This is a genomic window from Polaribacter litoreus, from assembly GCF_054584775.1.
In genome coordinates this window covers 15,233-36,565 of record NZ_JBTLRD010000019.1, presented here as the reverse complement: position 1 = coordinate 36,565, position 21,333 = coordinate 15,233, and the positions used below count along the sequence as shown (strand labels likewise).

The 21,333-nt window shown below is 30.8% G+C and carries 22 protein-coding genes; 2 read left to right on the top strand and 20 right to left on the bottom strand.

The window, feature by feature from the left end; translation table 11 throughout:
* The first annotated feature begins 72 nt into the window (after nucleotides 1-72).
* The gene (locus tag ACW9UN_RS14785; RefSeq protein ID WP_459487120.1) at nucleotides 73-855 is read left to right on the top strand and encodes an enoyl-CoA hydratase/isomerase family protein; all 783 of its coding nucleotides are present in this window, start codon (nucleotides 73-75) and stop codon (nucleotides 853-855) included.
* 144 nt (nucleotides 856-999) lie between these two features.
* Here the strand turns inward: ACW9UN_RS14785 and ACW9UN_RS14780 are convergent, their stop codons facing one another.
* Genes ACW9UN_RS14780 through ACW9UN_RS14770 form a run of 3 tightly spaced genes read right to left on the bottom strand, consistent with a single transcriptional unit; the run spans nucleotide 1,000 to nucleotide 3,144 of the window.
* Nucleotides 1,000-1,983 carry an acyl-ACP desaturase gene (locus ACW9UN_RS14780; RefSeq protein ID WP_459487119.1) on the bottom strand — a complete coding sequence of 328 codons (984 nt, stop codon included), beginning with the start codon at nucleotides 1,981-1,983 and terminating at the stop codon, nucleotides 1,000-1,002.
* Between the two features lie 4 nt (nucleotides 1,984-1,987).
* Nucleotides 1,988-2,716 (bottom strand): lysophospholipid acyltransferase family protein, encoded by a 729-nt coding sequence (locus ACW9UN_RS14775; protein ID WP_459487118.1) that lies wholly within the window; start codon nucleotides 2,714-2,716, stop codon nucleotides 1,988-1,990.
* Entirely contained in the window at nucleotides 2,716-3,144 is a 429-nt protein-coding gene (locus tag ACW9UN_RS14770) for a hypothetical protein (protein WP_459487116.1), read from the bottom strand. Before ACW9UN_RS14770 ends, ACW9UN_RS14775 begins: the two co-directional genes overlap by 1 nt.
* Nucleotides 3,145-3,603: 459 nt before the next feature.
* On the opposite strand from ACW9UN_RS14770, the gene ACW9UN_RS14765 reads away from it, so the two are divergent.
* A complete protein-coding gene (locus ACW9UN_RS14765; RefSeq protein WP_459487115.1) occupies nucleotides 3,604-6,180 on the top strand; it encodes a glycoside hydrolase family 3 C-terminal domain-containing protein in 2,577 nt (858 codons plus the stop codon).
* A gap of 59 nt (nucleotides 6,181-6,239) precedes the next feature.
* Here the strand turns inward: ACW9UN_RS14765 and ACW9UN_RS14760 are convergent, their stop codons facing one another.
* The 17 genes from ACW9UN_RS14760 to ACW9UN_RS14680 form a co-directional block, all read right to left on the bottom strand.
* Nucleotides 6,240-7,718 carry a tetratricopeptide repeat protein gene (locus ACW9UN_RS14760; RefSeq protein WP_459487114.1) on the bottom strand — a complete coding sequence of 493 codons (1,479 nt, stop codon included), beginning with the start codon at nucleotides 7,716-7,718 and terminating at the stop codon, nucleotides 6,240-6,242.
* Between the two features lie 195 nt (nucleotides 7,719-7,913).
* On the bottom strand, nucleotides 7,914-8,777 hold the full coding sequence (atpG, locus tag ACW9UN_RS14755) for an ATP synthase F1 subunit gamma (protein ID WP_459487113.1): 864 nt from the start codon (nucleotides 8,775-8,777) through the stop codon (nucleotides 7,914-7,916).
* Between the two features lie 29 nt (nucleotides 8,778-8,806).
* Nucleotides 8,807-9,145, bottom strand: coding sequence for a four helix bundle protein (locus ACW9UN_RS14750; protein WP_459487112.1), 339 nt, complete (start codon nucleotides 9,143-9,145; stop codon nucleotides 8,807-8,809).
* Between the two features lie 31 nt (nucleotides 9,146-9,176).
* Complete coding sequence (gene atpA / locus ACW9UN_RS14745) at nucleotides 9,177-10,754, bottom strand: F0F1 ATP synthase subunit alpha (RefSeq protein ID WP_459487111.1); 1,578 nt, start codon at nucleotides 10,752-10,754, stop codon at nucleotides 9,177-9,179.
* A gap of 100 nt (nucleotides 10,755-10,854) precedes the next feature.
* Complete coding sequence (atpH, locus tag ACW9UN_RS14740) at nucleotides 10,855-11,412, bottom strand: ATP synthase F1 subunit delta (protein ID WP_459487110.1); 558 nt, start codon at nucleotides 11,410-11,412, stop codon at nucleotides 10,855-10,857.
* A 4-nt stretch (nucleotides 11,413-11,416) separates the two neighbouring features.
* Complete coding sequence (locus ACW9UN_RS14735) at nucleotides 11,417-11,917, bottom strand: F0F1 ATP synthase subunit B (RefSeq protein WP_459487109.1); 501 nt, start codon at nucleotides 11,915-11,917, stop codon at nucleotides 11,417-11,419.
* Between the two features lie 147 nt (nucleotides 11,918-12,064).
* Nucleotides 12,065-12,253 (bottom strand): ATP synthase F0 subunit C, encoded by a 189-nt coding sequence (gene atpE, locus ACW9UN_RS14730; protein WP_013993139.1) that lies wholly within the window; start codon nucleotides 12,251-12,253, stop codon nucleotides 12,065-12,067.
* A 36-nt stretch (nucleotides 12,254-12,289) separates the two neighbouring features.
* Complete coding sequence (gene atpB / locus ACW9UN_RS14725) at nucleotides 12,290-13,426, bottom strand: F0F1 ATP synthase subunit A (RefSeq protein ID WP_459487107.1); 1,137 nt, start codon at nucleotides 13,424-13,426, stop codon at nucleotides 12,290-12,292.
* A gap of 80 nt (nucleotides 13,427-13,506) precedes the next feature.
* Nucleotides 13,507-13,896 carry a DUF6168 family protein gene (locus tag ACW9UN_RS14720; protein ID WP_459487106.1) on the bottom strand — a complete coding sequence of 130 codons (390 nt, stop codon included), beginning with the start codon at nucleotides 13,894-13,896 and terminating at the stop codon, nucleotides 13,507-13,509.
* The gene (locus ACW9UN_RS14715; RefSeq protein ID WP_459487105.1) at nucleotides 13,889-14,131 is read right to left on the bottom strand and encodes an AtpZ/AtpI family protein; all 243 of its coding nucleotides are present in this window, start codon (nucleotides 14,129-14,131) and stop codon (nucleotides 13,889-13,891) included. Before ACW9UN_RS14715 ends, ACW9UN_RS14720 begins: the two co-directional genes overlap by 8 nt.
* Nucleotides 14,070-14,468 (bottom strand): bactofilin family protein, encoded by a 399-nt coding sequence (locus ACW9UN_RS14710; protein ID WP_459487103.1) that lies wholly within the window; start codon nucleotides 14,466-14,468, stop codon nucleotides 14,070-14,072. The genes ACW9UN_RS14715 and ACW9UN_RS14710 overlap by 62 nt, the downstream gene beginning before the upstream one ends.
* A gap of 27 nt (nucleotides 14,469-14,495) precedes the next feature.
* Entirely contained in the window at nucleotides 14,496-16,724 is a 2,229-nt protein-coding gene (porW, locus tag ACW9UN_RS14705; RefSeq protein ID WP_459487101.1) for a type IX secretion system periplasmic lipoprotein PorW/SprE, read from the bottom strand.
* 291 nt (nucleotides 16,725-17,015) lie between these two features.
* The gene (locus ACW9UN_RS14700; RefSeq protein WP_459487099.1) at nucleotides 17,016-17,711 is read right to left on the bottom strand and encodes an ABC transporter ATP-binding protein; all 696 of its coding nucleotides are present in this window, start codon (nucleotides 17,709-17,711) and stop codon (nucleotides 17,016-17,018) included.
* A 7-nt stretch (nucleotides 17,712-17,718) separates the two neighbouring features.
* Entirely contained in the window at nucleotides 17,719-19,185 is a 1,467-nt protein-coding gene (locus tag ACW9UN_RS14695; RefSeq protein ID WP_459487097.1) for a DUF5687 family protein, read from the bottom strand.
* Nucleotides 19,186-19,236: 51 nt separating this feature from the next.
* Nucleotides 19,237-19,944, bottom strand: coding sequence for a hypothetical protein (locus tag ACW9UN_RS14690; RefSeq protein WP_459487095.1), 708 nt, complete (start codon nucleotides 19,942-19,944; stop codon nucleotides 19,237-19,239).
* A 9-nt stretch (nucleotides 19,945-19,953) separates the two neighbouring features.
* A complete protein-coding gene (locus tag ACW9UN_RS14685) occupies nucleotides 19,954-20,652 on the bottom strand; it encodes a hypothetical protein (RefSeq protein WP_459487093.1) in 699 nt (232 codons plus the stop codon).
* Complete coding sequence (locus ACW9UN_RS14680; RefSeq protein ID WP_459487091.1) at nucleotides 20,649-21,332, bottom strand: hypothetical protein; 684 nt, start codon at nucleotides 21,330-21,332, stop codon at nucleotides 20,649-20,651. The genes ACW9UN_RS14685 and ACW9UN_RS14680 overlap by 4 nt, the downstream gene beginning before the upstream one ends.
* Nucleotide 21,333: the final 1 nt, after the last annotated feature.

Sequence of the window (21,333 nt, the reverse complement as noted above, 5' to 3'; positions counted from 1 at the left end):
TAACAAAATTTACTGAATAATAAAAAATAAAGTCATTTTTGATTTATAAATTATAATATAAATAAAAACATCATGAAATTTAACAACATACTAGTTCAAAAAAAAGATTCTTTAGCGCAAATAACCATAAACAGGCCCAAAAAATTAAATGCTTTAAATAAAGAAACCATTCAAGAGTTATCTGATGCCTTTAAAGAATTAGAAGCAAATGTTGGTGTAAAAGTTATTATATTAACAGGTTCTGGCGAAAAAGCTTTTGTTGCTGGTGCAGATATTTCTGAATTTGCAGATTTTTCTGTGGCTGAAGGAGGTAGTTTAGCTAAAGAGGGGCATGAAATTTTATTCGATTATGTAGAGGGTTTATCAACACCAGTAATTGCAGCTGTAAATGGCTTTGCTTTAGGAGGAGGCTTAGAATTAGCTATGGCTTGCCATTTTAGAATAGCATCAGATAATGCAAAAATGGGTTTGCCAGAAGTTTCTTTAGGTGTAATTCCAGGTTATGGTGGTACACAACGTCTGCCTCAATTAGTAGGAAAAGGAAAAGCAATGGAAATGATTATGACAGCTGCTATGATTTCTGCAGATGAAGCTAAAAGTTTGGGTTTAGTAAATTATGTAACTACCCAAGAAGAACTATTGCCTTTAGCAGAAAAATTAGCAGTTAAAATTATGCGAAATTCACCAGTAGCCATATCGCTTGCAATTAAAGCCGTAAATGCTAATTATAAAGATGGTGTTAATGGTTTTGATACAGAAATCGAAGGGTTTGGTGCTTGTTTTGGTACAGCAGATTTTAAAGAAGGTACAACAGCGTTTTTAGAAAAAAGAAAGGCAAAGTTTCTAGGGAAATAATCAAAAAAAAACCGAGCCAAAGTAGGCTCGTTTTTTTCTAAAACTAACTAAAATCAGCAAACAAGTTTAGCCCTGATTGCAACGACATCCTTTTTTGCTTTTCGCAAAAAAGATATAGTGGAAAGCAGGAAATAGCTTCTAAAACTAACTAGGTTGTAACATCCACTTAAACTGAAAGTCTGTATCTGGTACTTTAATTCTTTCTGTAATTCTGTACATTCTGTCTGGAAGCTTCATTAAGTAATCTCTTGCTTTTTCTGCTTCTGGAGTTAGGTTTGTTATTTTATCAATTTCCCACATGGTGTTCAATTTCTTTAAAATATCTACATAATCAAAACCAGTGTATACGCCAATTCTTTGTGCAACTGTAGAGAAATCGTCGAATAAGCTTCCTTTTGCGCCAAAAGATTCTCTTAAATGCATGGCTGGCATAACAATTTTGTGTTTCATCATGTGCTGAAAAGCCAACATCATTTCACTAGCATCTATCTGAAAAATTTCTTTTACAAAATGTGCATATGCTTGGTGATGACGCATTTCGTCTCCTGCAATAATTTTAGACATTTTTGCCAATGCTTTATGTCCTTTTTTACGAGCAATTTTAGCTACATTGTTATGAGAAACATAAGTAGCCAACTCTTGAAAAGTAGTATATACAAAGTTTTTATATGGATCTGTTGATGTACCAATATCAAAACCATCTGCAATTAAATGTTGCGTAGAAATTTCTACTTCGCGCATATTTACACGTCCTGATAAATACAAGTATTTATTTAAAACATCTCCATGTCTGTTTTCTTCGGCTGTCCATGTTCTTACCCATTTTGCCCAACTATTGTCTGGGTCTTGAGTAACACCATCTAAATCTAACAACCAAGATTCGTAGGTTGGCAAGGCTTCTTCTGTAATAGTATCGCCTACTAAAACCACCCAGAAATCGTCATGCAATTCTTTAGATATTTCTCTAATTTCTTCTACTTCTGTAATAAAAGAATCTTTTTGTGAGTTGGGTAAGAAATCTGTAGGTTGCCAAATTTTTTCTGCTGGTATTAAATAGGTTTCCATAAAGTGCTGCATCTTTTTTTCTAAAGTTAACATCACTTCTTTTCTAACGTTATGTATCGACATAATTTTATTTTATATGTTTTGTAATTACTGATTCTGTCTTTTCTAACAATTCATCAAAAGGCATTGAATCAATTTTTATAGGTTTATGTGTTGTAATGGTAATTGGACTACCTAAACCTAAAGGAAATTTTCCATATTTGAAAACTTTCCACGAATTATTTATGGTTAAAGGTACAACATAACCATCTTTATTAAATTTGGTAATTACTTTTAATCCGTTTGAAGAAAACTTTTTAGGTTTACCTGTTTTACTTCTTGTGCCTTCAGGGAAAATGGTTGCTCCCCATTTGTTTTGTTTTATTCTTTTAGCAAACTCTACCAAAGCTGAAATAGCTTGTTTTGGATCTTTTCTATTGATAAGTGCTGCACCTCCGTTTCTTAAATTGTAAGACACACTTGGGATGCCTTTTCCTAACTCAATTTTAGCAACAAATTTGGGGTTGTATTTTCTAAAAAACCAACCAATTGGTGGAATATCAAATGTACTTTGATGGTTTGAAACAAAAATCAATGATGCTTCTTTAGGTAAGGTATATTCGTTTTTAAGATAGATAGGGATTCCTAAAATCAACATTGATTTTACCAAACAAAAATTTAAAGCGGCAACCACTTTTGCATGTGCATTATGCCCAAAAAGGTTAAAACTCAACCATTGAAATGGATGAAAAAAAACCAATAAAAGAATAAATGTGACTGCAAAAATTGGTGAAAGTATGTAACTGATTATTTTCATTAACTAAACCAATTAGACCAAGGAATTCTTGAAAGAATTAGTACTAATGCCAATCCGTAAAAGATGGCAAATGTTTTAAACTTTGCACCACTTTCTGTTTTCTTTTTATGTTTAGACCAACCTATGGTGATCAATACGATTGCTAAAATCATCATTATTGGATGCTCTACTGCTAATAATCTTGTGGTTTTATCTGCCATAACTTCGCTTCCGTTATTTTTTAGTGCTTTATACCATGGAGACATAAAATACCAAGCTAAACCTATTAATAATTGAATATGAGAAACTATTAGTGTAAATAACCCAATACGTAAGTCTTTATCGGTAAATTGTTTTTTTTGTGTTAAACCAATTATTGCGTTTACTACAGCAAAAACTAGTATAGCAAGAGCTAAGTAAGCCCAATATGAGTGAATATCTTTTAGCATAATTAAAAAATTTAATAGCGTAAAGTTACGATATAATGTATAAAAGACCGACTAAAATATAAATTTTAGACATCGTCTTTTAAAATTTATAAACTTTCTTTTACGAAAAAGTATTTTCTGTATTTACATTTAAATCTGCCATTTCCTAAGCTTCATATTCTTGTCATTAAAATTCCTGTTTTCGTTATAGTAATTAATCCGAATCAAAACTATTGATATTGTAGTATATTAAATGAATATCTGTTTTTTTCTTTAATTGTAATGCATCAAAAACAATTACTCCAAATTATATACCAAGATAGAAATTTGTTGGTAAATCGTTTCTAATAGAACAATCGATCATTTTTTTATAAGAAATGGCTTAAAAACGCACTTGTCTTACTAATGTCCATATTCATTTTTATAAAAGTACCTTATTTGATACTACCTTTCAATCAATTAATCATAAACATATATACAATGAAATATCAAAAAATAATCTTACTGTTTGCAGTGGTATTTTTATCACCTTTGGTGATGAAAGCCCAAATTTGGAAAGACCCAAATGCAAAAGTAGAAGACAGAGTAGAAGATTTACTGTCTAAAATGACTTTAGAAGAAAAAATAAGTTATTGTGGTTCTAGAATTCCAGAAATTGAAAGATTAGGTGTTCCTTATTTTGAATGGTATGGAGAAGCTTTGCACGGAATTATTGGCTGGAACTGCACCCAATTTCCACAAAATATTGCAATGGGTGCCACTTGGAATCCAGATTTAATGTTTGATGTGGCTACAGCAATTTCTAACGAAGCTAGAGCCTTAAAAAATATGGGCAAAAAAGAAGTGATGATGTTCTCGCCAACTGTAAATATGGCTAGAGATCCTAGATGGGGTAGAAATGGAGAATGTTATAGCGAAGATCCTTTTTTAATGTCAGAAATTGCAAGAATGTACGTTAGAGGAATGCAAGGTAATGATCCTAAATATGTAAAAACTGTAACTACTGTAAAACATTATGTTGCCAATAATATAGAAAAAGGTAGAGAAAGATCGCAATCGTACGTAAGTAAAAAAGATTTATACGAATATTATTTTCCTGCTTACAAAACTTGTATTGTAGATGAAGAAGCAACAGGAATTATGACAGGTTTAAATGGTTTAAATGGCATTCCTTGTTCTGCTCATGATTGGTTGGTAAATGGAGTTTTACGAAACGAATGGGGTTTTAAAGGCTATGTAATTGCAGATTGGGCTGCTATACAAGGCTTAGAAAACCGTATGAAATATGCAGGTAGTCAAGCAGAAGCTGCAGCTATAGCTATAAAAGCAGGTGTAGATCAAGAATGTTTTAGAAATAAAGTTAAAAAAGCACCCATGGTAAATGCCTTGCCAGATGCCTTACAACAAGGTTTACTTACAGAAGAAGAACTCAATGTTTCTGTTCGTAGATTATTAAGATTACGTTTTATGACTGGTGATTTTGATGACCCAAAACTAAATCCATATTCAGAAATACCTGCAAGTGTTTTAGAAAGCAATGCTCATAAAAAATTAGCCTTAAAAGCAGCTGAACAATCTATGGTTTTATTAAAAAATGATAACAATGCACTTCCTTTAAAAAAGGATATTAAAAGCATTGCCATGATTGGTCCTTTTGCTGATCGTTGTTGGATGGGAATTTACTCTGGTCATCCAAAGAGCAAAGTGAGTCCTTTACAAGGAATTCAAAATTATACCAATGCAAACGTAAATTTTGCTCAAGGTTGTGAAGTTACTGCAAAAGATGATGATGATCAAAAAATTGCAGAAGCTGTAGCTTTGGCAAAAAAATCGGATCAAGTGATTTTAGTAGTTGGTAATGACGAAACTACATCCACAGAAAACACAGACAGAAAATCGATTAAATTACCTGGCAATCAACATAAATTAATTAAAGCAGTTAAAGCAGTAAACAACAATGTAATTTTAGTTTTAGTGCCTAGTGGACCTACTGCAATTACTTGGGAACAAGAAAATATTGACGGAATTGTTTGTATGTGGCCAAATGGACAAGAACAAGGAAATGCTTTAGCAAATGTATTATTTGGTGATGTAAATCCTGGTGGAAAATTAAACGCAACTTGGTTTAAGTCTGATAAAGATTTGCCAGATTTTAAAGATTATAGCATTCAAGAAGGAGGCAGAACTTATATGTATTTTAAAGGAAAACCTTTGTATCCTTTTGGATATGGTTTAAGTTATACTGATTTTAAAATCAACAATGTAAAACTAGATCGCAAAAAATTAAATGCTGATGAAAAACTAACCATTTCTGCAACTGTAGAAAATATTGGAAATGTATATGGTGATGAAGTTGTGCAGGTTTACATTCGTGATGTAAAATCATCAGAAAAAACACCTTTAAAAGCCTTAAAAGGATTTCAGCGTGTTTCTGTAGCATCAGGAAAAACAAATACTGTTGCAATTGAAATTCCTTATGAAGCCTTTTCTTATTACAACACCAAAAAAGAAAAATACATGGTAGAAAAAGGTGCTTTTGAAATATTGGTGGGGAATTCTAGTGAAAACATTTCATCAGTACAAACCATAGAAGTTGCAGGCGGAATTTTACCAGAAGTAAAAGTGGGACAAAAAAGTGCTTTTTATAAATTTGATAAAGAAAAACATGGCAGAAAATGGAATTATTTATATAAAAACAAATCTGACATTACTTCTACAAACAAAGAAAAAGAAGACAATTCTGAATGGATAGAATATGAAATTACTTTTGTAGATCCTGGTTTTTATGTAAATACTTGGGATGCTGAATTGAGTTTTAAAAATGCAAGTAAAGAAGCAATTATAGAAACTTTTATGGCCGGAAATGCTATAAAAACCTATACCATTTTAAACAAGCAACGTAAGCTAAAGATTAAGATTCCTATTCCACCAGAATATGGAAAACCTGTTCGTTTAAGAATTAAAACAAGAAGTGGAACAGTTGAACACGAATCGATTAAAATAATTCCACCAGGTGACGTAAAACCTTTTGTGGTTACTAAAATCATTAAAAAATAACACTTAAAATTGTAAATTAAAAAGGCAAGTAATTCAATTTTACTTGCCTTTTTTATCCTCTAAATGCTATTCATATAAGTTGTTAAATTAACATCTCTTTGTAAATCTAACTTTTTACGCAATCTATAGCGCGCTTTATTAACACCATCATTAGAAATCCCTAGCAATTGCGACATTTCTTTTGTAGAGAAGTTTAACTTTACCAAAGCACATAACTTTAGTTCATTTCTGCTTAAATCAGGATGTTTTTTACCTAAAGAATTATAAAATGAAGTATTTACTTGTACAAATCTAGCTTCAAAATCTTCCCACATTTTAGTAGAATTTACCTTAATTGTACTTTTTAGATGTGCTATTTGTATGTCATCATCCTGTTTTTTAACAGCCTCCAAACCTTGTTTTATTTCATTGAGCAACTTGTCTTTTTCCATTAATTGTAGTGCAGTTACTGCCAATTCTTTTTTCTGAATTTCTATTTCAGCATTTGCTCTTTCTGTTGCGAGTTTTTTTTCTATTTGATGTTTTTTTCGCTGTAATCGAATTCCAAAAAAAGCACCAACAGTTGTTAGCAAAAAAAGAATGATTGCAAAAATAAACTGTAATCTAAATTTATCTTTTTCGTTTTTTGCCAATTGTAATTGCTGTTCTTTCTGAATTCGATTGTTTTCTAGGATAGATTTTCGATAGGAATCTTTAATTTGAAACAAACGATTATTTCGATCACTTTGGCTACCAAACAAACTATCGCCCAAATTTTTGGATACATTCATTTGCTGAAATGCCAATTTGTAATTCCCTAATTCACTGTTGAGTTTAGATATTTTTTTCAATAAATCTACCTTTAAACCAATTCTAGATTTCTGTTGATTGATAACAGCCAAACACTTATTATAATAAATAAGCGCTTTTTGAGGTTGCTTTTTTGCCACATATAAATCTCCTAACATAGAATAAACAATGGATGCAAATTGATGTTTAGATGTTATATCATTTTCTATAGAGGTTAAAATTTCTTCGGCCTCATTATACCTATTTGTTAAAGTATATAAATGAGCTTTTTCAGTAAAAAAATAAACGTTATTCCCTTTTTTAACGTCTAACAATTGTTCTGCTGTGGCCAAATACTCTTGAGCTTTTACATAATCTCCATTCATTCTAAACGTAAGTGCTGCAGTATAATAAAGATTAAATTTTACGTTGATATTTTTAAAATCTCCAGATTTTTTAGCATAAAAAAACACAGAATCTATAGCAGAAATGGCCTGCTCTTTCTTAAAAAAGATAGAATATAAACTGCTTAAATGTAGGTAAGCTTTGTATTTTATTTTTGGGTTTTTAATGGAATCTGCAGTAATTAAAACCTCCCATATTTCGTCATAAGCTTCAGGGTAAAGTGCTTTTGATGTTAGTGCCCTAGAATGTTCTATTTTTTGTTCTAAAGCTTTGTAAACATCTTTATATGATGATTCTTTTGTGTTTTTTTGACTTGTTAAAGTTTGAAAAGAAATCAATATCAAAAAAAGAAGAAGTTTTGGCATAAAACAAATATCAAAAAAAAATCGCAATTGAATCCTAAAAGAATCAATTGCGATTGTATATTTTAAAAAGAAAATCTTACTTTACTTTCGTCTAATTGTTCAAGGCTTCGCTTGATGTAAATTTGACTCTACTTACGTTTCGTCTAATTGTTCAATGCTTCGCTTGATGTAAATTTGACTCTACTTACGTTTCGTCTAATTGTTCAAAGCTTCAGCTCCACCAACAATTTCTAAGATTTCGTTAGTAATTGCAGCTTGACGTGCTTTGTTATACGTTAATAATAATTCATCTCTTAATTCAGATGCATTATCAGTTGCTTTGTGCATAGCTGTCATACGTGCACCATGTTCAGAAGCAAAACTATCTCTAATACCTTTGTATAATTGCGTTTTTAAAGACTTAGGAATTAAAGCCTCTACAATCTCTTCTTTTGATGGCTCAAAAATATAATCAGAATTAGATATATCCTCTCCTCCTTCAATTGGTTTTATAGGTAAAAACTGCTCTACTTGTGGTATTTGTGTAGCTGCATTTTTAAATTGATTGTATACCAATTCAATTTTATCGTAAGTTCCATCCACAAATAATTCCATTAACTTTTCTGCTACTAATGCAACATTATCAAAAGTTAAATCATCATAAATATCATTTCTAGTAGCTACAACATTGTATTCTTTAATTAATACATCTGCTCCTTTTTTACCAATAGAAAAAATATCTACTTGTTTATCAGCATACTTTTCTGCAACTGTTTTAACAACTGTTTTAGTTATTGATGAGTTAAAACCACCACACAAACCTCTATTAGATGTTACTACAACTAATAACACTTTAGAAACCTCTCTTTCTGTAGAATATGCTCCACCAGTATCACTATCTAAAGTTGCGCTTAAATTTTGCAACAATTCTGTTAATTTAGATGAATAAGGGCGCATTGCTGTAATTGCATCTTGAGCCTTTTTCAACTTTGCAGCAGAAACCATTTTCATTGCAGAAGTAATCTGCATTGTAGATTTGATTGAGGTGATTCTGTTACGTATTTCTTTTAAGTTTGCCATTTTTCAAATTATGAATTATGAGTGTTGAGTTATGAGTTTTTGATGATTGCTACTAAAATTCTTATCAACTCTTCACATTTACTTTTCAATTCTACAGGGACATCTCTTCCTGTGGCTTCTAATATTTCTATCCAGTACTTAGTTTCATCTGCCTCTTTCAAGGCTATACCAAATTTATTTTTAAAATCTTTTTTACTAACTCCTCTCTGAGCTTCTCGAGTATTTGCTCCAATACTAGTTCCACTTTTTAGTAATTGTGAAGCTAACTCAAAATCTTTGTTCATTTTAAGAGTATCACAGAATTTAACTACTTCACAGGCAAAATGAAAGCTTTTAACTCTAATTGGGCTTTCATTCAACCTACTCATAACTCATAATTCTACTCTCTTAAATTATTAACTATGCAAAATGCTTAGTAATTTCTGCAGCTGCTGCTTCTAATGTTGCAGTAGCTTCTGGAGTTAATTTACCAGATTTTAATACATCTAAAGTATCTCTATGTTTTGCATTTAAATAATCGATATAATCTTTCTCGAATTTCTTTACTTGGTTAACAGGAACGTCTTTTAATAAGTTCTTAGAACCAGCATAGATAATTGCAATTTGATCTTCTACAGTAAAAGGATCATTTTGTGCTTGTTTTAAAATCTCAACGTTTCTTTGTCCTTTAGAAATTACGTTCATTGTAGCTGCATCTAAATCAGATCCAAACTTAGCAAATGCTTCTAATTCTCTAAACTGAGCTTGATCTAATTTTAACGTACCAGATACCTTTTTCATAGATTTAATCTGTGCATTACCTCCAACACGAGATACAGAAATACCTACGTTAATTGCTGGTCTTACACCTGAGTTAAATAAATCTCCATCTAAGAAAATTTGTCCATCTGTAATCGAAATTACGTTTGTTGGAATATATGCTGATACATCACCTGCTTGTGTTTCGATAATTGGTAATGCAGTTAAAGAACCTCCACCTTTTACAATACCTTTTAAGGTATCAGGTAAATCGTTCATTTCACTTGCAATTTTATCATCATTGATTACTTTTGCAGCTCTTTCTAATAATCTTGAGTGTAAGTAAAATACATCACCAGGATACGCCTCACGTCCTGGAGGTCTTCTTAATAATAAAGAAATTTCACGGTATGCAACTGCTTGTTTTGATAAATCATCAAAAACAATTAATGCTGGTCTACCTGTGTCTCTAAAATACTCTCCAATTGCAGCTCCTGCAAATGGTGCATAAACTTGCATTGCTGCAGGATCTGATGCATTTGCAGCAACAATAGTAGTATAAGCTAATGCTCCTCTTTCTTCTAACATATTTGCAATAGCAGCAACTGTTGATGCTTTTTGACCTACTGCAACATATATACAATATACTGGGTTACCAGCATCGTAAAATTCTTTTTGATTTAAGATGGTATCTATAGCAACAGTAGATTTACCTGTTTGACGGTCTCCAATAATCAACTCACGCTGACCTCTACCAACAGGAATCATTGCATCAATAGATTTAATACCAGTTTGTAATGGCTCAGTTACTGGCTCTCTATAAATAACCCCAGGAGCTCTACGCTCTAAAGGCATTTCGTAAGTAGTACCAGAAATTGGCCCCTTACCATCTATAGGACTACCTAAAGTATCTACAACTCTACCTACAATTCCTTCACCTGCTCTTAAAGATGCAATTCTTTCAGTTCTTTTAACTGTAGAACCTTCTCTTACAGAAGTTGAAGCTCCTAATAATACAACACCTGCATTATCTTCTTCTAAGTTTAAAACAATACCTTCTAATCCGTTATCGAATTCTACTAACTCACCATATTGTACGTTAGACAATCCGTAAACACGAGCAATACCATCACCTACTTGTAATACTGTACCTACTTCGCTTAATGAAGCCTGAGCTTCAAAATTAGTTAATTGTTCTTTTAAAATTGCTGATACTTCAGCTGGTTTAATACTTGCCATCTTATTTTAGTTTTTAGCTTTTGGCTGCTAGCTGTTAGCTATTTACTTTTAATTTTAATTTGCTTTTACAAATGGCTGATTGCCATAAGCGAAAAGCTGACTATATTTTTGGAATGTAATGACTGTTGTCGAATTCCTTTTTTAATTCACTTAAATAATTAGAAATACTCGCATCATACTGTACATCACCAACGCGTAAAATGAATCCACCTAAAATATTTGGATTCACAATGTTTTCTAGATTGGCTTTTTCTCCAGTTAAAGCTTCAATTTTAGCCAATACTTTTTGCTCTATTGCTGGTGTAATTGGTACGGCTGTAGTAACTTTTGCTACCTGAATATGATGATAGTAATCGAAAATAATTGTGTATTGCTTGGCAATAGACTCTAACATTGATAGTCTTTTATTTTCTTGCAATAAATTAAAAAGCCCTAAGGTAATATTGTTTACTTGGTTGGAGAATGTAGCTTTTAGAACATTTATTTTATCCGCAGATTTAATTATCGGACTCTGTAAGGCAACACCAAGTTCAGGGTTTTCTGAAATTGTTGTAGCGATTAATTGCATATCTGAATTTACAGCTGAATCATCTTTTGAATCTTTTGCAAGATTTAAGATTGCTTTTGCGTAACGTAATGCTGCTCTTGCGTCTTTCATACAACTAGTTTAACTCTACTTCTTTTAAAATTCCTTCAACTAAAGCTAATTGATCTTTTTTATTAGATAACTCTTTTTTAATTACAGATTCTGCAATACCAATAGATAGTTCTGCTACGTTTTTCTTTAACTCAGCTAAAGCTGCTTGTTTTTCTTGCTGAATTGAAGCTTGTGCAGTTTCTATTAACTTAGTAGTTACTTCTTTTGCATCTTCTTTTGCATCAGCAATAATTTTATCACTAATTGCTCTTGCCTCTTTCATCATGGCTTCTCTTTCTACTCTTGCCTCTTTTGCTAACCTTTCATTATCGGCAGTTAAGTTTTGCATTTCTTTACGCGCATTTTCAGCTGCTGCCAATGCATCTTCAATTCCAGCTTCTCTTTCTTCTAAAGAATTTAAAATTGGTTTCCACGCAAATTTTACCATTAAACCAATTAAGGCTAATAATAAAATTGTAGACACTACAAATAATCCTGGTGAAAAATCGTTTAATAAAGTTTCCATTCTATAAACTAATTATATATTTTTTCTTTCTGTTTAATTTAAAACAACTTATGTTCCTTTAAAATGTTATTCCTGTGGAAATAGGAATCTAAAAACACAATCTGTAACCAACCGTTACAGAATTGTGCTTTTTTGTTTTTGTTTGGCTTATTTTCCTAAGAATAACGCACCAAATGCTAAACCTTCTAATAATGCAGCGATAATAATCATTGCTGTTTGGATTTTTCCTGTTGCTTCTGGTTGACGAGCAATACCTTCCATTGCTTTACCACCAATTTGACCTAATCCAATTCCTGCTCCGATTACGATTAATCCTGCTCCAATTAAATTGTACATAATAAATGTATTTATATTAAATTAAACAAACTTGTATTAATGAGCCTCAGCATGATCTTCTACAGCCATACCAATAAATAATGCCGAAAGCATTGTAAAGATATACGCTTGTAAAAACGCTACTAAAACCTCAATTAATGTTATAAAAAATGATAATACTAAAGACAAACCTGTTGCACCAACAACCCCTAAAGATTCTTTTAAAGTGAACATAATTGCAATTAAGCTCATTACCACAATATGACCTGCTGAAATGTTCGCAAATAAACGAACTAATAATGAAAATGGCTTTATTAATAAAGCACCAGCTAATTCTATAATTGCTAACACTGGACGAATTAAAACAGGAACTCCTGGCATCCATAACATATGCAACCAATATCCTTTTGTACCACTTACAGAATAAATTACCAAAGTAAAAATTGCCAAACAAGCTGTAACTGCTAATTGACCTGTTACATTAAAACCAAATGGAGTTAACCCAGCTAAATTTAATACCCAAATAAAGAAAAATACGGTTAACAAATACCCTGTAAATCTTCTGTAGTGCTTATCGCCAATATTTGGTCTTGCAATTTCGTCTCTAACATAAAGCACTAAAGGTTCTAAAACTCTAGCAAAACCTGTAGGCACTTTTTTAGTTTTATATTGCTTTGCCAATCTAGAAAACCAAAACAACAACAAAAACCCTATCAACAAAATACCCACTACACTTTTAGTAATTGAAAAATCTAACACCTTGTGTGCATTTGTAGGATGATGGTCTGCATCAAAATTAATAGAAGCTGCATTTTCATGCAACTCGTAGATCTTAGAATGTACTTTTGCAAATTTTGATCCGTTTTTAGATACAATTACATGCCCATCATCATTGTGATGAAATTCAGAAGACATAAATGCAACTAGCCCATTGCTTGACCATAAAATGACTGGTAAAGGAAAGCCAAAATGATGTCTTTTACCATCATCACCTGTGTACGAAAACAAAGAAAAATCATGAGAATCTTTAATGTGATGTAGAATGTAAGCCTCTACTTCATCTTTCGTATTTACACGACCACCATCGTTTTGATTGTCATGCTTTTTATCTGTACCAGAAGCAAAAATAGTCGCAGAAAAAAGGGCTAAAAATGCTATTGTAAGAAATTTGATTGATTTTTTTGCAATCTTCATGGTAAAAATACGCTTTCTAAATTCGGCGCAAAGATATGCAATATTTCAGAACCACAAACCATTTTTTAAAGAATTGTTAATTATTGTTTTTTCATTAAAATTTTAGCCACAAAAACGGCTTCTGTTAATAAAAATATAATTGCGGGTAAAAACAGTGCTATTCTTGCATCAAAAGACAAGTCATCCTTTGTAAATAATGGGTTGTAGAAGACAATACATAAAAGTACTATTTTTAAAACTATGGTTGCTAAATAGATAAAACCTAATTGTTCAAAGATTTTATTAACAGTTGAAAAGATTAAAAAATTAGTGCAAATTAATAGTGAAAAGCCTAGGTGAAACAGGTACACTTTTTTTAATGAAAATGGTAAAATTATGTGTTGATTTTGGATATAATTATCATGTAAAAAAAGGCTTACAAAAAATATTGTAAAAAACACCAATGTGTATAATAGAATGCTTTTAATCATTAATTCTATTGGCTTGTTTAATTAAAGAATACATGGCTAAGAAAATAGCTAAAAGTGTAATGGTTTCTTTTAAAAAATGAGTGTTAAAATTAGTATCTAACCATTTGCCAAATAAAAACCCCAAATAAATGGTTAAACCCATTTGTAAACCTGCACCAGAAAGTTGTAATGCTTTATTTAAAGGCTTTTTTACTTCTTTTTTGGTCTTTTTGTTGTTCGGCTGATTGTTTTCCATTTTCTAGATTTAGAACTTTTGGTGCTACTTTCATTGCACATGATGCGTTAAATGTTGCTCCTGGTTCTACAGATAGTTTACCCACTATAACATCACCAGAAATATTTGCTGATGTTTTAATGGTTAAAATATTTTCTACATTTAATGTTCCTGAAAATGTGCCTTCTATATCTGTATTATGAGCATTGATATTTCCGTTAACTATGCCACCAGAACCAATAATAACCCTACCTTTTGTAGTTAAATCGCCTTCTAAAGTACCATCAATTCTGTAATCTCCTTCAGAAATTATTTCTCCTTTTATTTTAGTATTCTTTGCAATTACATTTCTTTCCATTATTCGTTAGACTTTATTTTTAGAAGTTTACTTTCCTAATTGTGCTACAATTTCTTTTGCTTTTTTTCCTTCTTCCGTGTTTCCATAGCTAACAGCAACAAATTCTAAGGCTGTTTTATAGGCTTCTTTATTTTTAAACTTTCCAATAGCAAAGGCTTTTAACAATTCGAATTTTGGTAACAATTCGGAATTTGGAATTGTTGGTAACAATTCATCAACCTTGACAATGGTTTCTTCAAACTTATCGTCTTTGTAAAGATAATATATTTCTTTATATGCCTTTTCTACTTTGCTTACCTCAACTTTTTCTTCTGTAAGATCGGCATCAGGATTTTGAATAATCTGAGCAAACTTAGTATCCGCATAATCGTTTAAAATTACACTCTTAAATTTCTCTGCTTGCCCAACATCTCCTAAATTGGTATAAATTTGGTACAAATGCCAATTTATAGGCAATATCAACTCCTTTTCTGGTTGTAAAGTAGCGACTCTTTCCAATCGTTTTTTGGCTAAATTTTGATTTTTGAATTGCTCTTTGTAAATCAACCCTAATTCATAAAGTGCTTGATTTCTTTGTATTTTTAAACTATCAATTACATTTTCATCTGTAGGTATTGCACTCAAATAAGTATCTAAATCGTACTTTGCATTGGTTTTAGTAACTTTTTCGGAATCTTGAGCTGCGCCACCAATGGTTGCTTTTTCAGCCCACCTCCAATTATCTTCTAACTTACGAGTTCCCCAAATTTTTTGAAATTCTGATTTTCCAAAACTTAAGGATTGGGTATTGTAAAAATACCAATTTCCTTTGTCTACCCCAGAAAAACCTCCTCCTGCATTTCCAAAAGCCAATTGATTTAATCGCAATTGCGCAGCATCTTCATCTGCTTTTTTAATCTTAGTAATATACTCTTCAAAAAACTTTTTCTGATCTTCTTCTGATAATGATGAAATTCTAATAATACTATCGTTGGTTGCTACAACCTTTTCAAAATCAATTAATGAAGCTAAATTTTTATGTTTTCTTTTGATACGTCTAATTCTTAAATTCAACGTGTCTTTTGCAATCTGCAAAACGCTATCGTAATATGCACTTGCTTTTTGATATTCATCTGCCTTAAACGATAAATTTGCTAATTTTTCGAAGGTGAAGGTTTTTTGTTTATCTCCTGCATCTTTTGTTCTCAAAGACTGGTTATAATCCTTAATTGCCAATTGAATACTATCTTTATTTTGATATAATACTCCTCTTTGATAATACAATGCATCTAAATAAGGTCTGTTTTCTCTAACTTTTATCAACTTATTCAATTGTTCTAAAACAATTGCTGCAATAGAATCGTTAGTTGCATTTTTAGCCAATTCTACATGAGCACGAATTTTATATTTGTAAGGTGCTTTTTTAAAATTTGCCAATCTCTGAAAAACTAAACTTGCAGAATCTTTTTTATTTTCTTGGCTATATAGTTGTCCTAAAACAAAAAGGTTTCTGGCACCTTGCGCTCTGTTTTGTAAAGTTCTTGTAGCTAAATGTAAGTGTTCTTTCGCTTTTTGTAAACTATCGCTTTTTACATAAGCCATTGCTAAAGCTGTATGCCCTTGTTCTTTTATTTTTTCTGGAAGATTGGCCTCTAACGTGTCTCTAACTACCAATAACAACTTCAATGTTTCAATGGCTCTTTCTTCATTATCCATTCTAATAGCGGCTTTTGCTCGCCAAATTTTAGTTTCTGCAATTAAATTTGCATTTGGATAATTTGCAATTACATAATTAAACGCCTCTACAGCTGGGACAAAACGTTGCGAATAATAACGAGATTTACCTAACAGTAAATACGCATCATCAATTTGCCTATTGTGCTCCATACCATCAATATTCATTCCGTGCTTTTGAATAGCTTTTATAGCTTTATCTTCTGCTTTTTCGAAAGTAGTGAGCGCTTTTTTTTCTTCGGATTTAGTATTTGAACCTCCAAAACCAGCTCCAGGACCACTATTATTAAATTTTGGTATAGCTATTTTGTCTTCTTCAAATTGAATCGGTTCTATGGGTAACTGCTGAAACCAATCGTCTTTATACTGATTGTTGATATCTTCAATACCTTGTTTAAAGGCTTCTTTACCATTAAACAACACATTGTATTTTGTAGTTAATGCGTGATAATTTCTATTGATAATGGTATCTTTTTTGGTGCTACAGGCATATATAGCAGCAAAAAATATAAAAATGATGATTATTTTTTGAGTGTTTTTCACACAGGTAAATCTAAATGAATTAATTTATTTCTAAGAGCTAAATACTCTTATTTACAACTGATTTATAACAAAAATAGTATGCGTACAGCTTGTAAAAATAATAATAAAATCAAAATAGACTGCCTTAATTGAAAAGAGATGCAAATTTTACTGAAAAAAGACTTAAAACATTGCGTCTACAACTTTCTTATTTTACTACGAATTCACGAATTATTGAATTTGGTTGATTGATAAAAATTGTGAATTTGCAACACCATAAATTTCTGACTTAGCAGGAATGACAGTTGAATATTAAACCGAAAAATAGCTCTCTAATTCTTTTAACGTTTCTGCAGAAGTTTCGATATCTTTTACCACATTTCCTTTATCTAGTACAACAATTCTTTCGCAAACTTCGGTTACGTGTGTTAAATCGTGGCTTGAAATCAACACAGTTACTTCTCTGTTTTCTGTTAGTTCTTTGATAATTTTCTTTAATCGAATTTGCGTTGTTGGATCTAAATTTGCGAAAGGTTCATCTAAAATTACCACTTGAGGATTCCCCATCATTGCAGCAACAATGCCTGCTTTCTTTTGGTTTCCTTTACTTAAATCTCTTAAATATTTTTTCTTTCCAATTATTTCATCATTAAAAAACTCATCGAACTTTGCTATAAAGGTTTTCACATCAGCTTTGTTCATCCCTCTTAAATCGCCAATAAACTCAAAATATTCATCTGGAGTTAAATATCCTATTAAAAAAGATTCATCTATGAATGATCCTGTAAATGTTTTCCAATCTTCACTGGTGTTTACTTGAATATCGTGATTTACAATAGCTCCTGTTGTTGGTCTAATCAAATCTAATAAAATGTTAAAATAGGTGGTTTTACCTGCACCATTGTTACCCACCAAACCAAAACTTTGACCTGTTGGAATTTCTAAAGCATCTATGTTTAATACTTCTGCTTTTCCGTATTTTTTTGAAAGTTGCGTAGTTTGTATCATTGTATTTTTAATTATCTTGATTAAATGCGTGAATCATTACATATTTGTTTGCAATGTATTTTTTTGTGATGGCTGCCATTAATTTTTTATGTAATGCAACACCAATAAAGCCCATAATTGCTATGGTAGCAGTTGCAATTTCGAAACTTACCAACCAATTGATGAGCCCAAAAATTGCCATTGGTAGTAACATTAATGGAAAACCAATTAACCATTGTACAGCTCCTGTTCCTTGAAAATTGAAAGCCGCTTTTTCATCTAAATTTATTTTTTTTCTATTAAACGTTCCACCATATAAAATTACGTGAGTATTTACACCTACGTTATAAATCATGGCCGCAAAATGAACCAATAATACTTTCCACCCAAAATATACATAAGGAATACCTAACACAAAAAGTGCAACAACGCTAATTGTCATTATCGTAAATTTTGATTTTAAATAACGTTCGTATTTGAAATTTTGACTCATCAACATTTTATAATAACTGCTATCCCAAGCAGGAATAAATTGCCCAAAGTTGATTAAAAAGGTTCCTGTTGAAAATATCCCTACTAAAACATACATGAATTGCATATCAGCATACATAGGATTTGGGTAAAAAAACAGACCATACAAAAGCCCTACAGCAACCATCCATACAGAAGATTTTGTACGTTTATTACGCCACATTAAGCGTAAATCGTTTTTGATAAAGGGAGCTAAATCTCCTAATCTATCTGTAAAAGATAAATCTGAAGCACTTACTTCTTTAGTTTGCTCGGATATCAACGCATCTAAATACACCTCGTTTTTGAGTTGTTTGTAATTAGTTACATATAAAGCAAATAACAAAACCAAAAAGATTAGGCACAACAAAGGAGTCGCATAAATGGCATCAAAACCTTGCCCAATAAAAGCTGGTAAATTAAACCACTCAAAATATTGCACAAAATACCCAAGAATTAAAACCGTAATTAAACCTCCAAAAACAGCATTATTTTTATTTACTAAAAAATTAAAAAAGTTGGCACATTGCGTTATTAATATCATTGTAGCCAACCAGCCTAAAACTCCGACTGTATCATAACCCTCTTTAATTAAAACCACAGCAAATGGAATGTAAAAAAACAAACCCATGATATTAAAAAAAGATAATGCCGATTTTCCTAAAATAAAGTGAACAATTTTACTTCTTGCAATTGGTAAAATTAATAAAGGTTTAATGTTCATAACCGGTAATTTTTGCATGATGTACCTGAAAATCAAATCACCAATAATAGCATACATTAAAAATGAATTAACCAACACTAAAGGATCTTGCTGTGGAAATTGATCTTTTATAATGTAAAATGCACTAATCCCTAAAATCAAAAAAGAAGCGGCAAAATAAAGTGCAAAGAAACCAATTAGAATTTTTGCGCCTACACTTTTGCTAAAAGAAGCCGAACGAAAAAATTGTTTCCATTCTAAATTTAAAAAATGTGAAATCATAGGTTACTTGGTTTGTTTAGTTGATAATTAGTTGTTTGATTTTGGATATTGTTACAAATTTTTTACCATTTTATATTCTGGATAGGTTTCTTGCAACAATTCTTGGGCTTTTTTAGGCATTAAATAATTGGTTACATAAAAGAGAATTATTAATAATGTAGCACATAATGAAATTAGCAATAACCAACTATTATCTAGAGAACTAAAAGAAACTCTAGTTAAATTTACTAAGTTGAAAAGATTTACAAAAGTAATGATTGTAAAGCCATTTTTTGTTTGCCCAATCATAGCTTCTAACAAGAAAATCTTTTCATTTCTTTGTTCTTTCTTTTTGTGTTTTCTTCTCGATTTTGTTTGTTTTATCAAATCAAAAGTAATTAAAACAAAAAGTGATCCTAATAAAATATATTCTGAATATGGCACTCTTAAAATTAGAAATAAACCTAAGAAAATACTGGCTGTAATAACAACTTTAGGCAACGTAAACCATTCTTTAAAAAAACGCCACAATATTTTTCTGTAACGCTTGTTCATTTGTTTTTGTTTGGCTTCAATAACATCCATAAAACCAAATATTCCAAATTTTTTAAAGGATTTATCTCGTGCTTCTTCAAAAGATAATTTTGGATGTTCTACCCAAATTTGCTCAATATCGTTTGCCAAATGATCTACCAATTCTGTTTGTACATCATAATGATATACATAATGCTGTCTTGTAAATTTGTATAAATTTTCTATTTGTATTTCTGATAATTTCATAAATAAAAATTAAACGAATTTGTATTCTGGATAGGTTTCTTGCAACAATTGATTGGCTTTTTTAGGAATAACCATTAAAGTGATATACGCAATAAGTACTAAAAGTGTTATTAAAAAAGCAGAAAGGAATTTTCTAAAATCGCCCATCAATAAAAAATCTTTGGTATTGTTAAAAGGGAAATCGAAAAACCAAAATAAAAGTACACAGATATTTGCCATTCCGTTTACATTAATAATACTTTCAAACAACCATTTTTTACCTGTTTTTTGATACTTTATTTTAAGCTTTCTACCCTTAATAATCATATAAATAATTTGTAAAAGCATTACCATTATAAAAATAGTGTAATACAGGTAACTCCCAAATTGATAATCTTGCACAACATAAAATCCTAAAAAAAGTATAATTGTAAGTACAATTTTTGGCAATTGAAACCATTCTTTAACAAATTTTAAAACCAGTTTAAAATACTGCTTTGTCATTTGCCATTCTTTGGCTTGTACTACATCCATAAAACCAAAAATGCCAAATTTTTTGAAGGATTTATCTCGTGCTTCTTCAAAAGATAATTTTGGATGTTCTACCCAAATTTGCTCAATATCGTTTGCCAAATGATCTACCAATTCTGTTTGTACATCATAATGTTCTACATAATGTTTTCTGGTAAATTTGTATAAGTTTTCTATTTGGAGGTTTGTGAGTTTCATATACTTTTTAACTTCAATTCTATATTTTTTATCTTTTTTAAGGTTTTATGATGAACTAAAATACCTGCTGAAGAAAAAAGCGTATTTAAACAAGTTACTGCAAACCAAACAAGCAGCTGAGTTTCTTTGGCAACAGGAATAATTCCATCTGGTTTTACAAATTGAATAACTCCATTTAGCATTAAAAATGAAAAGAAAATATAAAAGGTACTATAAGTTAAATAACCAGATTTCCTTTTTTTAGAAAATTCTGAAAAATATAAAAAGCCGCCATAAATCATTGGTGCAAACAAGATAAACATTGTAATTACTTTAAACGTTTTTAAATTAAAAGTTACTAAAACAAAATAGTAGAAACTTGTTATTAGAAAGATTAAAAAAATTGATTTAAAATTTGTAAAAAACAATCCTATTTGATTAAAATACTGTTTTCTAACAATTTTATTAATACCAAACAAACGTTGTTTTGTTAAATCATCAAAACTGCCATTCCAGCCTAAAAAAATAAACGAATTCTGAACCATTTTTTTAAAATTAGCTTCAGAACTATTTTCTTTTAAATTTTTCTCAAGATCAGAAACTACATGATCTAATAGTTCTATTCTAATGTCCCAATATTTTACACCTTCGTTTTCTAAACGATGTTCTATGTATTGTATTTGTTCTTTTGATAATTCCATA